This is a genomic window from Microcystis sp. BLCC-F210 (genome assembly GCF_042134685.1).
Classification (GTDB): Bacteria; Cyanobacteriota; Cyanobacteriia; order Cyanobacteriales; family Microcystaceae; genus Microcystis; species Microcystis aeruginosa_D.
In genome coordinates, this window is record NZ_CP169647.1 from 201,234 (window position 1) to 214,587 (window position 13,354).

The 13,354-nt window shown below is 42.5% G+C and carries 11 protein-coding genes; 5 read left to right on the forward strand and 6 right to left on the reverse strand.

Annotation, left to right across the window (positions count from 1 at the left end):
* Window positions 1–4 precede the first annotated feature (4 nt).
* Window positions 5–2,206, reverse strand: a complete 2,202-nt coding sequence (locus ACE3JL_RS00990; protein ID WP_375328647.1) for an ATP-binding protein — start codon at window positions 2,204–2,206, stop codon at window positions 5–7.
* Between the two features lie 391 nt (window positions 2,207–2,597).
* Here ACE3JL_RS00990 and cobN point away from each other — a divergent pair, with 391 nt between their 5' ends.
* Window positions 2,598–6,215, forward strand: a complete 3,618-nt coding sequence (gene cobN / locus ACE3JL_RS00995; RefSeq protein WP_375328648.1) for a cobaltochelatase subunit CobN — start codon at window positions 2,598–2,600, stop codon at window positions 6,213–6,215.
* Between the two features lie 391 nt (window positions 6,216–6,606).
* Here cobN and mgtE read toward each other — a convergent pair whose 3' ends face one another.
* Window positions 6,607–8,013: a magnesium transporter gene (gene mgtE / locus ACE3JL_RS01000; RefSeq protein WP_271992757.1), complete on the reverse strand. Its 1,407-nt coding sequence runs from the start codon at window positions 8,011–8,013 to the stop codon at window positions 6,607–6,609.
* Between the two features lie 428 nt (window positions 8,014–8,441).
* Here mgtE and ACE3JL_RS01005 point away from each other — a divergent pair, with 428 nt between their 5' ends.
* The 4 genes from ACE3JL_RS01005 (at window position 8,442) to ACE3JL_RS01020 (ending at window position 11,112) form a co-directional block, all read left to right on the forward strand.
* Window positions 8,442–8,954, forward strand: coding sequence for a hypothetical protein (locus tag ACE3JL_RS01005; RefSeq protein WP_375328649.1), 513 nt, complete (start codon window positions 8,442–8,444; stop codon window positions 8,952–8,954).
* A 371-nt stretch (window positions 8,955–9,325) separates the two neighbouring features.
* Complete coding sequence (locus ACE3JL_RS01010; protein WP_002774813.1) at window positions 9,326–9,601, forward strand: hypothetical protein; 276 nt, start codon at window positions 9,326–9,328, stop codon at window positions 9,599–9,601.
* Window positions 9,598–9,966 (forward strand): clan AA aspartic protease, encoded by a 369-nt coding sequence (locus tag ACE3JL_RS01015; protein ID WP_375328650.1) that lies wholly within the window; start codon window positions 9,598–9,600, stop codon window positions 9,964–9,966. The genes ACE3JL_RS01010 and ACE3JL_RS01015 overlap by 4 nt, the downstream gene beginning before the upstream one ends.
* Window positions 9,967–10,476: 510 nt before the next feature.
* Complete coding sequence (locus ACE3JL_RS01020; protein WP_375328651.1) at window positions 10,477–11,112, forward strand: cupin domain-containing protein; 636 nt, start codon at window positions 10,477–10,479, stop codon at window positions 11,110–11,112.
* Between the two features lie 264 nt (window positions 11,113–11,376).
* On the opposite strand, the gene ACE3JL_RS01025 is transcribed toward ACE3JL_RS01020, so the two are convergent.
* The 4 genes from ACE3JL_RS01025 to ACE3JL_RS01040 all read right to left on the reverse strand — a co-directional run bounded on the left by ACE3JL_RS01025 (window position 11,377) and on the right by ACE3JL_RS01040 (window position 13,274).
* Window positions 11,377–11,769 carry an aspartyl protease family protein gene (locus ACE3JL_RS01025; RefSeq protein ID WP_375328652.1) on the reverse strand — a complete coding sequence of 131 codons (393 nt, stop codon included), beginning with the start codon at window positions 11,767–11,769 and terminating at the stop codon, window positions 11,377–11,379.
* Window positions 11,762–11,980, reverse strand: coding sequence for a hypothetical protein (locus tag ACE3JL_RS01030; protein ID WP_375328653.1), 219 nt, complete (start codon window positions 11,978–11,980; stop codon window positions 11,762–11,764). The genes ACE3JL_RS01025 and ACE3JL_RS01030 overlap by 8 nt, the downstream gene beginning before the upstream one ends.
* Window positions 11,981–11,983: 3 nt before the next feature.
* Window positions 11,984–12,163, reverse strand: a complete 180-nt coding sequence (locus tag ACE3JL_RS01035; RefSeq protein WP_375328654.1) for a hypothetical protein — start codon at window positions 12,161–12,163, stop codon at window positions 11,984–11,986.
* A gap of 112 nt (window positions 12,164–12,275) precedes the next feature.
* Window positions 12,276–13,274 (reverse strand): adenosine kinase, encoded by a 999-nt coding sequence (locus ACE3JL_RS01040; protein WP_103113235.1) that lies wholly within the window; start codon window positions 13,272–13,274, stop codon window positions 12,276–12,278.
* Between the last annotated feature and the right edge of the window lie 80 nt (window positions 13,275–13,354).

Consider the following 13,354-nt stretch of genomic DNA (forward strand, 5'->3'; position numbering starts at 1 on the left):
GATGTCAAAAAGCGGTTAGATAGCGGATTTTTTCCAACAATAGGGAGGGTTGAATCGGTTTGAGGAGATAGTCGTCAATGCCATGACGGCCGAGAAAATTAACGCTGATTTCAGGGGTATCATTCAAGATTAGCACTTTACTGGCTTGAGTTTGGCTGGATTTTTTTAAGAGATGACAGAGATGATATATATCGGGCATTTTCCGATCGACAATTATAATACTTGGCTGCACGATCTCAATTTTTTTGATAGCGGAGACACTATCGATTAACCAAATAACTTGATAATGTGCCACCATCAATAACTCACAAATAAGATTGGCAATTTCTTCGTCACTTTCGATTAAAACTACAGTGGGATGGTGCTGATTAAAATGGGGATTATGCTCTGAGAGTTGAGGTTGAGATTTGGATGGCTTTTGTTGAGGTAAGCGGACGGTAAAGATGGAACCTTTATCTAAGCAAGATTCTACCTCGATCGTGCCGTGATGGAGTTCCACTAATTGTCTAGTTAAAGCTAATCCTAATCCCATACCACCATAACGACGTTTACGAGAGCCATCCAATTGGGTAAATTTTTCAAACAGAAGCGGTATTTTTTGAGCAGGAATGCCGATGCCCGTGTCTTCTACCTGAAAAATGACCTGACTGCCTTCTTTCCACAGTCTCAGCGTGATAGCACCCTGTTCGGGGGTAAATTTCAGGGCATTTTTTAACAAGTACAAAAGTATCTGCTGAACTCGATCATAATCGGCATAAAAATAATGCTCTTTTTCGGTGATTTTCATCTCTAAAATTAGATTAATTTCTTTAATTTCTGCCTCTGTTTTGATAATTTCTAAAACATGATGACAGAGGTATTTTAGCGAAAATTGTTTAATATCTAAAACAGCTTTTCCTGCCGAAACTTGCGAGAAATTAAGCAAGTCATTAATTAATTCTAATAGTTTATTGCCGTTATCCTGAATAACTTTTAGATAGTGTTTTTGTTTGTCGGGGGGTAAAAAATTATTGGCTGCCGAGCATTTTTGCAGGGTACTGGACAAACCGATAATACAAGTTAGGGGAGTTAATAACTCATGACTCATATTATTTAAAAATTCACTTTTGCAGAGGTTAGCGGCTTCTGCGGTCATTAAAGTATCTTGTAATTCTTGGGTTCTTTCGATTACCCGGCGCTCAAAAATATCTTTTTGTTCCTGTACTTGGGAATATAATTGCGCTTGATAGATAGCGATGGCGAGATGTTCACCAATCTGACCTAAAAATTTCTTTTCTTGGGGCAACCATCGGCGTTTTTGTTGACATTGATGGGCAATTAATAAACCCCACAATTCTTCTTGTACCACAATCGGGGCGATTAATTTTGATCGCACTTGGTGTTGTCGCAAAAATTCCGACAAACAGAAGGAAGAAGAATAGTTAACATCCACATCATCCACGGCCAAAATTAATCCTTGACGATACTTTTCCTTGTATTGGGGAATATAGGAAAAACAATCGTCTTCGGGGGTTAAATTTAACACCGAATTTATCTGGTCAGAAATGCGCGACTCGGAAGTTATTTTTCCCTTTCCCTCGCCGGTACCGGGGAAAAATTGATAAATTAACAATCGGTCCACTTGCAGAAATTCCCGCGCTTCCCTGACCACGGTTTCCAGAATCACCGGTAACTCCAGACTCTGACGCATTTGGGTGATGACTTGGTTTAATAATCTTTCCTGTTGGATTTGTTGGGATAGGGCAGCTTCTATCGGTTGACAAACGGAGAAGATGCGGGGACAACCCCCCTCAGCAGACGGAGAAGAAATTATCGAGAGAATTTTGACTAAAATTTTATTTTGAAAACTGCTGACATTAGTGGATAGAGGGAGGTTTAAAATTTGATAACTCTGCTCAATTTTCGGGTGGTGGAGAGACTTGACGGCCAGTCCTTGCAGAAAATTTTTAATCGTGTTCGCTTCAAAACTAATGCGGACTTCGTAATCAAAGTTATGTGCTTGGGGACTGGCTAACAATAAAGCTTGTAGGTCAGTGGAAAGCAAGATTTGATAGATTTCCCCTGTCTGTGAGGGAATATCTCTTTCACTTAGACTAATCCTCGGCCCTGTTACCTGTATTGCCAACTGTCCCCACCAAGAACGAATTTGTTCGAGGTGAGTAGATGACAACACTTGACAGCAAACATAAGCGGAAGAAGCATTCATTTATCATTCATCAGTTATCAGTCATCAGAAGGCAGGAGATAGGGTGTTGGGGTGTTGGGGTGTTGGGGTTTTAGGGTGTTGGGGTTTTAGGGTTTTAGGGTTTTAGGGTTTTAGGGTGTTGGGGTTTTATTTGAAATTCCCCCACTTCCCCACTTCCCCACTTCCCCACTTCCCCACTTCCCCACTTCCCCAAACCCCAGTTATCAGTAAGGGGACTGGGGTTTGGGGTTTTAGTGAAGATTGTTCTTAATCCCTATCCCCTAACACCTATTCCCTGTTCTTTAAATTGCCACAGACAGATATAATCATTTCTATCTACATAAAAATGATCCCTCGATCGAGACCCTGATTCTCAAAACCTAATCATTATTTAACCTGACTCTCAAAATTTATGCATCGTATTGCTCCCCAAGCGGGTGGTTGGACAGCGGATACCGAAGGGGTGATTATTATTGACCAAAATCCGGCCCCGATTGTCCTCCTCACCATGGCTGATACCGATATTCAAACTCTAGCGGCAGCTATCGACCATCTACCGGATAATTTTCCCGCAATTCGCGCCCTCAATTTATCCCAGTTACAGCAGCAATACAGTATTGATAACTATGGGGACAAGGTACTATCCCAAGCAAGGGTGATTATTCTTCGCTTATTGGGGGGACGGGGGAGTTGGTCCTACGGGTTGGAAGTAGTTAAGGAAATTGTCGAGGAAACTGGTGCGACTTTATTTGTCCTCCCGGGAGAGGATAAACCGGATTTAGAGTTGATGAGTCATTCCACTGCTTCCCTGACTACTGTTAACCAGTTATGGTGCTATTTCACGGAAGCAGGGATAGATAACTGGATTAATGCTGCTAAATTTATCGCGTATACCTGTCTCCATCTCGACTATCCTCCCTCTCCTCCTAGGGTTGTCCCGAGGTTGGGAATCTATTCCCAGATAACCCTACCCCAACCCCAAGCACGGACTTGGATACTTTTCTATCGTTCCCATTATCTCGCGGGTAACACCAAAGCTATCGATGCTTTAATCAGTGCTTTCACCCAAAGAAACATGGAAACTGTCCCCATCTTTCTCTCCTCTCTGCGGGAAATTGAAGTGCAAGAGGAACTATTAACCCTCTTTTCCCACCATCCCCCAGACCTAATTCTCGATACCACTAGCTTCTCTATCCAGCGACCGGAAGACAAACAAAATCATCACTTTTGGCAGTCCCTCAATAAACCCATCTTCCAAGTTATCCTCAGCAGCAGCAGTTTAGAAGCTTATCAACAGGGTTATCAAGGTCTTTCCCCCCGGGATGTGGCTATGAATATCGCTTTACCGGAAATGGATGGCAAAATTATCACCCGCGCTATTTCCTTTAAATCTGTCCTCACCCGACATCCGAAACTAGAAACGGAAATAGTTATCTATCAACCCCTCCCCCACCGGGTTGATTTTGTCGCTGATTTAACCGCAAACTATTGTCAACTCTCCTCCCTTCCCAACTCCCAGAAAAAAATTGCTCTCATTTTCCCCAACTATCCCAATAAGGATGGTCGTATCGCTAACGGAGTCGGTTTAGATACTCCCGCTAGTGGTTTGGAAATTCTTCGCGCATTACAAACCCAAGGTTATACCCTCACCGACCTCCCCGACCATAGTGACGAATTAATGCGATTGCTTATTTCCGGTATCACTAATGACCTGGAGACAAGGGAATTAAAACCTATCTATCAATCTCTCTCCCTAGAAGCATATCTAGATTATTTCTCCTCCCTTCCCCCCGATAATCAAAGCGCTCTCCTTGACCGTTGGGGATATCCAGACAAGGATTTTCCTATCCCGGGCCTCCAGTTAGGTAATGTCTTTATTGGTATTCAACCTTCTCGCGGTTACGACCTTGACCCGACCCTTAATTATCATTCCCCCGACCTGGAACCTACCCACAGCTATCTCGCTTTTTACCATTGGTTACGACAGGAATTCCAAGTCACTGCTGTGATTAATCTTGGTAAACACGGCAATTTAGAATGGCTACCGGGGAAAAGTCTCGCTCTTTCTCCCCATTGTTATCCCGAAATCGCTTTCTCGTCGCTGCCGAATTTCTATCCTTTTATTGTCAATGACCCCGGAGAAGGTTGCAGCGCTAAAAGACGTTCCCAAGCTGTTATTATCGACCATCTCACTCCCCCGATGACCCGAGCGGAATTGTATGGGGATTGGGAAAAGTTAGAGTCCCTCATCGATGAATATTATCAGGCAGAATCTCTTGATCCTTCTCGTTTAGCTCTGATTCGCGAGCGGATTAACGACCTGGTGGCGAAAACTAATCTCGATCGAGAGCTAGGCACGATTAGCGCCTCCTTTGGTCAATTTCTCACCCTCGTGGATGGTTATCTCTGTGAACTCAAGGAAGCACAAATCCGCGATGGTTTACATATCTTCGGTCAATGTCCCCAGGGTCAGCAGTTAATTGATTTAATTCAATCGATCGCTCGTTCTCCTAGTCCCGACCGCCCCGGTTTAACCCGTTCGATCGCCCTTGACCTCCATCTCGACTGCGACCCCCTGACGGAATATAACGATACCACTACTTATCTGGAAAGTCTCGCTCAGGATTTAATTAGCCGGAAAATTGAACCTGTAGGCGAAAATACGGCAAAAGAATTGGTTTGGCTAGAAAATCAGTTAATTCCTGCTTTAAAACAAACCCCCGATGAACTTACCTATCTCTTAAAAGGTCTCGCTGGTCAATACATCCCCAGTGGTGCTTCCGGCGCTCCTACCCGCGGCCGTCCCGATGTTCTCCCCACCGGCAGAAATTTCTATTCCGTCGATACCCGCGCAATCCCCACAGAAACCGCGTGGGAAGTGGGAAGAAAGGCCGCAGAGGCACTAATTGAACGTTATACCCAAGAAAATGGCGAATATCCCCGCACTTTGGCGATTTCTATCTGGGGAACTTCGACAATGAGAAATAGTGGCGAAGATGTGGCCGAAGCCATGGCTTTACTGGGAATTCGTCCCCTTTGGGATGGTTTTTTCCGTCGGGTGGTCGGGTTTGAAATCCTTACCCCGTCCAGCTTAGGCCGTCCTCGCATTGATGTGACCGTTCGGGTATCGGGCTTTTTTAGGGACAGTTTCCCCAGCATACTACATCTTCTTAATTCTGGCATAAATGCGGTAGCTTGTCAAGAGGAAGAGGAAAAAATTAATCCTTTAGCGGCGAAAGTGAAGACAGAGAGGGAGTTTTGGCTAAGTCAGGGCTTAGGAGAAAAAGAGGCGAAACTGAGAGCTACTGCCAGAATCTTTGGCTGCAAACCGGGTGCTTACGGGGCCGGTTTACAGGGGTTAATCGAGTCACAAAACTGGCAAAATGATCAAGACTTAGCTAATGCTTATATTAACTGGAGTTGTTATGCCTATGATAGTCAAGGAACTGCCCATTCTTTACCAGAAGTATTGAGAAATAGACTGCAAGAATTAGAGATAGTGCTGCACAATCAGGACAATCGAGAACACGATATTTTCGACTCCGATGACTACTATCAATTTCAAGGCGGCTTAACTGCCAGTGTCCGAGCTTTAACCGGCAAAAATCCCGTCACCTATTTTGGTGATCATTCCCGCCCAGAAAATCCCCGCATCAGAACCCTAGGGGAAGAAATTCGCCGCGTTTACCGCTCGCGAGTGGTTAATCCCAAATGGATAGCGGGAGTGATGCGACACGGCTATAAAGGCGCTTTCGAGATGGCTGCAACCGTAGATTATATTTTTGCCTACTCTGCCACTACTCACCTAGTGGAGGATTTTATCTATCAGGGAGTAGCCGAAGCTTATTTATTTGACGAGAAGGTACAACAATTTATTCAGGAGAAAAACCCCTGGGCATTGCGAGATATGGCCGAAAGATTATTAGAAGCTCAACAACGGGGATTATGGACCCAGGTGGACCAGAAAACTTTAGATCAATTGAGGGCAATTGTCCATGAGGCCGAAGGAGCGATCGAATCGGGTCAGTAATTAGACCTCTGGCAAAAATCAAAAATCTGACCTTAGGTGAGGAGTTAGTAGCCAGTAGTCAGTAGTCAGGAGAATTAAGAATGAGCATTAATCAATTAAATGCTCATTCTAAGAATTTTATGCAATTTTATGCCTATTTTTCTCATTTTTGAAGTCTCAAAAATTAATTAGGCAAGAACTCTATTAATAACCGCTCTAGAATCAGTCTATACTATATATTCTCTGGGGAGAAATTGCTCAAATTACTTTAGTAATAAGAAACGGGACTAAATCATGGCCGGAATTGAGGGATTGAGGATTAAAAATTATCGAGCGCTCAAGGATATAACCCTGGGCAAGTTATGGAACACCAATTCAGACTTAAATCGGCCTAATGTTTTTGACTTGCCCATCAATTTCTCAAGCTTTCCTTTAGGATTAATTGAGCAATACTGAAATAAATAAAAATTCCTAAAACATCAACCACTGTCGTAATAAAAGGAGCAGACATTAAAGCAGGATCAAATCCCATTTTGTTAAAGACAAAAGGTAATGCTGTACCTGTTGTCGCTGCAATAATTGAGATAGCAATTAAACTAATTCCCACTATAAAACCAATCTCTGGTTTACCTAAGAATACAAAAATCATGGCAATCACAATGACGGCTAAAATGATTCCTAATAATCCCCCTGTTATTAACTCTTTCACAATAATTGAAAACGGTTTCTTATCTCTTAATTCATCGGTACTTAATCCCCTAATAACAACGGTCGATGACTGTGCACCTATATTTCCCCCTGCATCAATTAATAATGGCGTAAAAAAGGCTAAGGCAACTACTTCCTCTAATACTTCCTCAAAATTACTCATTAAAAAAACTGTTCCAGAATTCGTGATTAATAAAATTAATAACCAGGGTATTCGTTTTTTTGTGATTTTATACAAGCCCAATTTAAAATAATTTTGATCATCAGATTCTGTATTAATTGCCCCCATTTTATAAATATCTTCAGTTGCTTCTTCCTCTAAAATGTCGATGACATCATCTACCGTAACTACCCCTAATAAGTTTTCATCTTTATCAACAATTGGCAAAGCTAATAAATCATAGCGTTGAATCAATTTAGCGACTTCTTCTTGGTCTGTATCGGTATAGGCATAAATAATATTTCTGTTCATAATTTCAGAAATTATGGCTTCTGGTTTAGCAACAATCAAATCTTTTAAAGATAAGGTTCCTTGTAATTTCTTGTTATTATCTGTCACATAGATATAGTAAGCTACTTCAATTTTATCGGCTAAATTTCTGATTTTAGCTTGGGCTTCATTAGCGGTAATAGTTTCTTTAACATAGATATATTTCGGGGTCATAATTCGCCCCGCTGTATCAGCAGAATACCCGAATAGTAAAGCATTTAACTCTCTTTCTTCAGGGGATAATTGAGCAACTAAAGTCCTCGCTAATTGAGGAGGTAACTCATCAAATAACTTGACTCGATCATCAGGAGACATATTATTAATAATTTCATTTGCTTCCGCATTTTTAAACTTTTCGATTAATAAATATTGGGTATTTCTATCTAAATGTTCATAAACGTCAATGGCTTGAGATTTATTTAAAAGTCGGAAAGCAATGATTTGTAGGGTTTTAGGTAAGTCCGCAATCGCTTCTGCTATATCCACGGAAGCCACGGGAATTAACAGAGTTTTAGCTGCATCATAATTTTGGGCTTCTAAAAAAATGAGTAACTGATTTGTGATAACATCTCTTAGATCACTCTTAGAGCCTTTGGGAAAGTCGATTTCAGTGTTATTCATAATTGATAATTGGGTAAGGTAACTAAAAAGGGAAGCTCGGAAAATTGATGGAGGAGACAAAAGGATTATAAGCGAAGAAAGTAGCGTGGCACAAGCGAACAAACGGACTATCCCGCCGCAAGCGGACGGGGTATCAGAATCAAAATAGACTCAATCGTAGATTTTGGTGTAGCTGCAGATAATCTTTATCTTGTTCTTTTACATATATAGCGTTTCCTAAGCTAGGGAGGTACTCCTATTTTTCTGGCATTGTTCAGATAAAGAGAAGAGAAGGCAAAATAGATAGAAACTCAATGAAAGAAAAAAACGATGAAATGTCCAGAATGTAAAAGTGACCACATCAATTTTATGAAAGGTTCTTTTCACCTTGGAGAAATAAGTCGCTTATATTTATTGAGATAGGGGTTAGCAAAGGTGGATTGTTACAAATGTGGCAACGTTTTTTTGGCCCTATGGCAAAAATCATTGGAATTGACATTGATCCACAATGCAAGGACTGTGAATCTCAGGGCATCTTTGTTCGCATAGGAGATCAAGCAGATCATATTTTTCTTGCAGAAATTATTGATGAATTTGGGGTTCCAGATATTGTGCTGGATGACGGAAGCCATCAAATGGCAGATATAGCAAGTAGCTTTCAGTTTTTTTATCCATTAATGTATAAAAATGCAATATACATGGTTGAAGACTTACATACTGCATATTGGGAAGAGTATGGTGGTGGGATCGATAAAAGTGAAACTTTTATAAATTTTTCAAAAGGCTGCATTGACAGGCTAAATGCAGATCACTCAAGAGGTCAACTCGATCCAGATCTGATCACACGAGAAACATTTGGGATTAGCTTTTTTGATAAGTACCTAAGCAAAATTAATTACACATATCTAACCCCCTCTTGCCTTTTGCCTCTTGCCTTTTGCCTATCTTTACTAGGAAATTAATTTTGCACGACTACTTAGCATAGTTTGCTTTGAGAAAGGTGATGTTTGGTGGAAAAACGCACCTATGATCGGGAGAGAAAGCTAACCCAGCCTACACCAGTTGTCTAACAAGCGCCCTGGAACGTACGGGACTCTACTTAACTGCGATGCCAAAGGCACTGCGTAGCAGATCGCCAGTCTCGTAGGGTGCGTTCCCTAATGCAACTTCTACTGCTCCAGCGATCGATTTTTGGGGAACGCACCATGCACATTAATTGCAGCTGTGGGTTTAAGTGCGATGCCGCTCTTGTGGTCCCAGTTGGGGAATGTTAGCGAAGATTCCCGATGTTTAGGTTAAAATAGAGGGCAAAAGTTGCCACAGGGTCAAGCCAATGACAGTTCGACAACCCCGCTATAGCAAAGAAGAATTCGCTCGACGTGGTAATGAGATTTATGAATCTCAGGTACGTTCTCAAGTGGAGGAGGGAAATCACGGGAGAATTGTGGCGATCGACATCGAAACTGGAGCGTTTGAGCTTGCCGACGATACGATTACTGCTACCGATCATCTCTATGAGCGTGTCCCTGATGCTCAACCTTGGGTGATTCGGATTGGACATAGAGCCGTCTTCCGTTTTGGCAGTCGCAGCCAGAGAAAACCCGTATGATGTTCGGTGTAGTCAATAATAATTGTGAAGCAATCATCAAGGTGGCAGTCGGTCGCATTGGCTCACCGAAAATAGCACTCGATGCTATCATTGATACTGGATTCACCAGCTTTTTGTCTTTACCGCTTTCTATCATCACAGATATTGGTTTGCCTTGGTACTATCGAGATATTGGCACATTAGGGGACGGGAGCGAAGTCGTTTTTGAAATATACAAAGCTTCTGTGATCTGGGATGGTCAAGAGCAGATTATTGATGTGGCAGCTTCTGATGCAGAGCCGTTAGTGGGGATGGGTCTTTTGTATGGCTTTAAACTTCAGATTGAGGCAGTGGAAGGTGGGCGCGTTACAATTGAAGCGTTATGACTCAGCCAAAGTTATCGGTGAAGACGGTCTAACTTTACCGTTATACTGAATCGGTTTTTAATAGCATGATTAACTGCCAATCCCACTTTAAAAACCCGTTCCCTTCTCCCCACTGCTGTAACAAAAAACAACTATCCCCCGATAGCGGTCGCTAAAGGTCGAATAATTGTAAATTTTTGTCAAGGGGTGGGGTCAGACAGAGGAATTATCGCTAGAATGAGCCTAAATTGTCAGGAATTTAGTTAAACAAGGTTTTTGGCAAGATGCTAGTCTGGCTAACGCGCTTTTGGAAGTGATATAGGGAAAACTTCGGGCGATTGCGCCTAAATGGGGTGATATACCGAAAGTTGACCTACATTGTTACTTTCAAGAGTGTTATACGGAAAGTTTCTGTATAATCTCTAGTTAAACAGTTTGACTGATAGAATGTTCTTTTCGCTCGGATAAGCAATGAAGTTTAGGGCAGTATTGTATTTCTTGGTTACATGCTTAGTTTCTTTTCTGTTTTTCTTGGCTCATATTACCACCACAGATCATTTTGTTCTTGGGAAGAGTATTAATGAATTCCCAAAAAGGCTAGAAAGAATAAGTTTTGAGCAAAAAGAAACTAAAAACTTTCGATTTAATTATAAACAAGCTCAACAGCCTTATCTCCTTAGTCAAGTTCCACCAGTTAAAAACGTTAATTTTGCTTGCGAACCTAGACAAACTGAGGTTTATCAATATAGTGGCGGCGTTGTTTCTTACTGTAAAAAGAAGAATTTTCCAATCACCGAAAATGATACAGCGAGGGTTGAAATTAAACCTAACTCAGCCAGAACACCCCATTGGCATAATACATGGGAACAACAGGTTTTGATTTCTGGCAAAGCCAAAACTATTTTAATCGATCCAAAAGGTAAACTCTACGAACAAAAATTAGAATCAGGAAATATTGTTTTCATTCCATCTGGATGGACACATTGGTCGGAAAATATAGGGGAGGAAACTGCAACTTTTATTTTTATATTTCCCCATGATTTTCAAACCTTTGAAGTTCTCGATTCAGTAGTCACCATGAATCCCTCAATAATGGAATCTATGTTGGGATTAAAAAATCCTAAATTTACACTTAATCATGATATTTTAATTAAAATTTCTAATTAAAAATTTATACTAAAATGAAACAATCTACTTTGACAAAAATAGTGCGATCGCCGATCTTTTAGGGTGCGTTCCCTAATGCAAGTCCTACTGCTCCACTGATCGATTTTTGGGGAACGCACCATGCCCATTGATTGAAACTGTGGGTTTAAGTGAGTGCGATCGCCGTAGGCTGGGTTGACGACAGGAAACCCAGCATTGCTTTTCCTTGCCAGCACTGACCTAAAGTGCGATCGCACCCAAAACACATCGACACATCGACCCTTATTAGAATCGGATAATTTTGATCGTGCGTCGCGATCGCTTAAAACAGACATCAAATTCTCGAAAGAAGTTTGTTTGCCCAAGGATTAAGGGTACCTGAGAAGCTTGTGCCCAAGCAAATGCTAGGCGAACTGGTTCCAAATTCCCAATTTGAACATACACAAATAAACCCCGCGCTTCAACCGTTGCAAGATTTCCAGCCAATGGCAAGCGGACAGTTTGTTCCTCCCAACTTGCACCTAATTGTAGCCCGATGTCATAAGGTAAGAGATTGACCGTAGACCCACTATCTAGCAGTGCATTCGCAGGAACAGAAGAGCCTGCATGACTCAGAGTGATGGGAATCGTGGGCAATGCTTCATCGTCAGAAAAGGGAAACTCGATTGTATTAGGCATGAGTAGATGTCTCTTGGTCATCCTGAATCATCTGCATCAGAATGTTTGCAGCCTCCGTTGCGTCGTAGGGTGACCAAACCGGATACTCTGATGCAGAAAAGATGACTTGTAGTTCAGCGTCTGGGATTTGTGCAGCTAGGAGTTTGAAGAGTGATAATTTGTCTGCCTGACTTAGATTGTTGACTAAAGAAATTAACTCAGCGAAAGGCATGGTTTAAACTCCTGAACCTACGAGAATACATTGATCATAAGCGATCTGAGAGATACGGTCTAACGGGGTCGTTATGCGGCTCAGTGCGATGCCGAAGGCACTGCGTAGCAGTACGCCGATCTTGTAGGGTGCGTTCCCTAATGTGGCTCCCACTGCTCCACTGATCGATTTTGGGGAACGCATATACCTTTTAAACGGGATTTAGTCTGACTATCTAAATTACTCGTTAAGACTGTCTATGAGCAGGGAGCAGGGAGAAAAAACCTCACTACTGACTCCCGATCGCCGACAAAACCTATCCCAAAACGATCGAATCGCGCAGGGATTGAATTTCCTCGGTTTGTAAACGCGCTCCAAAAGTAGAAACCACCCGGGCAGCCGCTAGAGAAGCGAGATTTCCCGCTCCTTTGTAACCCATACCGTGGGTAATACCGTAGAGAAAAGCCCCCGCGTACATATCCCCCGCACCGACGGTATCGATCGCCTGTACGGGATGGGGGTCGATTTCCAGCAGATTTTCGCCATCATAGATCAAAGAACCACTGGCACCCCGGGTGATAGCGAATCCTTTGGCAATGGTTTTAAAATAGGCGATCGCTGACTCAATTTCCTCGCTGCCGGAAATAGTCAAAGCTTCCGACTCATTAGCGAAAACGAAATCTAACCCCGTTCCGATCATTTCCAGTAATCCCTCCCGGAAGAAAATCGCCATATTGGGATCCGACAGGGATAAAGCGGTTTTGACTCCAGCCGCCTGAGCAATTTCTCGCCCTTTAATAGCGGCAGCTTTGGCAGTGGGAGAGGTGACGAGATAACCTTCGAGATAGAGATAATCGGCATTAGCGATCGCTGAGGGGACTAATTCCCGTTCGGAAATTTCCCCGGTGATGCCGAGAAAAGTATTCATGGTGCGATCGGCATCGGGAGTGACGAAAACTAGACATTTTCCCGTGATTCCCACCTCTTTTTCGCCGCCGTGTTCATTGGTATGCAAACCACAGGCCCGCAGATCTTGCAGATAAAACTTACCTAATTCGTCATTGCCCACTTTACAGGAATAGAAACCTCTACCCCCCAACTGAGCGATCGCTACTAGGGTATTCGCCGCCGATCCGCCACCGCTGCGTTTACAATCAAGAGCCAATTTTTCCATCAACTGGGTTTGACGATTTTCGTCCACCAGCGTCATCACTCCTTTATCGATGCCTAATTCTTGCAGTAATTCAGGGGAGACTTGAAATTCCATATCGACGAGCGCGTTACCGATCCCATAAACGTTGTATTGTTTGCCCATAATTTAGTCGATCGCCTAAAAATACTTTGTTATTGATAGTAGGGAAAGAAGGGGCAAAAAGCTAGGGGCTTTTTTCAGCC